The following is a 2,832-nucleotide window of genomic DNA, read 5'->3' on the forward strand; positions in this document are numbered from 1 at the left end:
CGCCGTCCGTTCTTTTTTATAGGCGCAGTGTTAACAACGCTTTCACTATTTATTATGCCGCATTCACCAACGCTTTGGATTGCCGCTGGTATGTTATGGATAATGGATGCGTCAATCAACGTAACCATGGAACCGTTTAGAGCACTTGTTGGGGATAACTTGCCAGAAAAACAACGGGCTACAGGTTACGGGTTACAAAGCTTTTTTATTGGTATTGGTGCGGTACTAGCCTCAGCATTACCATGGATGATGACCAACTGGTTTGATGTAAGTAATACCGCAGCCCCAGGGCAAATTCCAGAGTCTGTTAAATACTCATTTTATTGGGGCGGGGTGGTGTTACTTGTTGCCGTGCTTTGGACCGTAGCACGTACAAAAGAGTATAGCCCAGAGCAATTAGCGGCTTTTGAAAAGCAAAGCGCTCAACCTACTACAAGCAAACTGGTTGATATTAACTTTAATAAAGGCGCCATTATTTTTGTAGTGCTGGGTTTAGCAACCCTTGCATTAGTCATGGGCTTATCGCTTGAAAAAGAATTATACCTATTAGCTGGTGGTTTATTAGCGTTTGGTATTGTGCAGTGGATTGCAGCGGCGCTTAAAAGTGCGAATAAAACCCAAGGTGGTTTTTACCAAGTAGTACAAGATGTATTTACTATGCCAGAGGCTATGAAGCAGCTTGCCTGGGTGCAGTTTTTTAGCTGGTTTACTTTATTTGCTATGTGGATTTATACCACCGCTGCAGTAACAAGCTTTCATTATGGTAGTAGCGATGCAACCTCTAAAGCATTTAACGATGGTGCTGACTGGGTGGGTATTTTATTTGCCGCTTACAATGGATTTGCCGCAATTGCCGCTATGTGTATTCCGTTTTTAGTTAAAAAAATGGGATTAAAAGGCGCGCATTGCTTTAATTTATTGCTGGGCGCGTTAGGTCTTGCAAGCTTTATGTTTATTCAAGATCCTAAAATGTTACTTATTCCTATGATTGGGGTGGGGTTTGCGTGGGCGTCTATTTTATCGCTGCCTTACGCCATGCTAAGTAACGCACTGCCAAGTAATAAAATGGGCGTTTACATGGGTATTTTTAATTTTTTTATAGTTATACCTCAGTTACTTGCCGCCAGCATTTTAGGGCTCATTTTACGCCACGTATTTTCTAATCAGCCTATTTACGCATTGTTAATTGGTGCAGCCTCGTTCGTTGTCGCTGCCGTTGCGGTAATGCGCGTTAAAAATTCAAATTAAGGACACACAATGAAAAAATATAACCTTATAACCGCCTCACTTTTAACGTTAGGTTTAACCGCTTGCGGCGCTCAAAACACAAGCACAACTAACGAAAGTACCACAGCACAGGTTACATCAGCACCAGGCGCCCCAGGCACAGAGCCTTTTTGGGCTTATGCGGGTAAAACAGGTATAGGCACGTCATACGAGCAATACCAAAACGGCCAATACAGTGATTCAGCTGCAACGGGCGATGTATCTAAGGTGTGGTTTTCAATTGCTAAAGGTATGATCACCGAAACCATGTTTGGGCTTATTCACCAAGCTCAAATAAAAGACATGCAATTTATAGTAACAGGTAAAGACTTTACCGTTAGTGAAGCTGATGATTTAGATGTCACCATTGATTACTTACATAAAGATGCACAAGGTCGCCCATTATCGCTTGCCTACAAAGTAACTAGCACTGATAAACAAGGGCGCTTTAGCCTAGAAAAACACATTTTTACTGACCCAGATGGGCAAACATTATTTGTACGCAGTGTATTTAACACTGAGCTTGAAGGGCTAAAAGCATATGTGTCTGTTAATCCGTATATTAATAATAACGGGCTAGGTGACTTCGCTAAAACGACTGAGCAAGGCCTTGTCGCATGGGAAGACGATAACTATTTATCACTTCAATCAGCGACCTCATTTAAAGATAAAACAGTGGGCTTTACCGGTGAAAGCGATGGTATTAACGCACTTAAAACTACGCAATCTATAAATACACAATACACAAATACCGGCGATACAGCAGGTAATGTAAGCTTGCTTGCAGAGCTTGGCGACATAAGCGCGAATACCACCTTTGATTTAGCACTTAGTTTTGGTAAAACGCAGCAGCAAAGTATAAAGCAAGGCGAAAAAAGCTTAGCAAAAGGGTACCAAGCGGTGCTTGATCACTATAACGGTAAAGGTGAAGCGCTAGGCTGGGAGGATTACCTACAAAGTCTCAAACCGCTCAATAAAATGATTGAACAAACAGCCGATAACGGTAAGCTTTTATACACAAGCGCCATGGTTTTAAAAGCACAAGAAGATAAAACACACGCAGGGGCATTAATTGCTTCTCTATCTAACCCATGGGGCGAAACTGTTTCAGCCAAAGAGGGCTCTACTGGCTATAAAGCGGTATGGGTGCGCGATTTTTACCAAGTAGCCATGGCATTTATGGCGCTCGGCGATACCGCCACCGCAAAAACAGCATTCGAATACCTTGAAAAAGTGCAAGTAAACAGAAAAACACCAGGTAATAAAGGCGATACAGGCTGGTTTTTGCAAAAAACGCACGTCGATGGTGAGCTTGAATGGGTCGGCGTACAGCTTGACCAAACAGCTATGCCTATCATGCTTGCCTGGAAGTTACATAAAGCCAATGTACTTAGTGATGAAGAACTAAAAAGCTGGTACGGCAAAATGTTAAAACCAGCGGCTGATTTTTTAGTTGATGGCGGCCTTGCTAAAATTTTGTGGAACGACACGCAAATTACACCACCGGCAACCCAACAAGAACGTTGGGAAGAGCAAAGCGGTTATTCGCCTTCGACTACTGCGGCA

At 42.7% G+C, this 2,832-nt stretch carries 2 protein-coding genes; both read left to right on the plus strand.

Features of this window, described 5'->3' with window-relative positions; translation table 11 throughout:
• Nucleotides 1-1,248, plus strand: a 1,248-nt coding sequence (locus tag L652_RS0104685) for an MFS transporter (protein WP_024603332.1), incomplete at its 5' end; no start/stop codon positions are given.
• A 9-nt stretch (nt 1,249-1,257) separates the two neighbouring features.
• Nucleotides 1,258-2,832 (plus strand): glycoside hydrolase family 15 protein (locus L652_RS0104690; RefSeq protein WP_024603333.1); only part of this gene is annotated, 1,575 nt, incomplete at its 3' end.

This window comes from Pseudoalteromonas sp. TB25 (assembly GCF_000497995.1).
Classification (GTDB): Bacteria; Pseudomonadota; Gammaproteobacteria; order Enterobacterales; family Alteromonadaceae; genus Pseudoalteromonas; species Pseudoalteromonas distincta.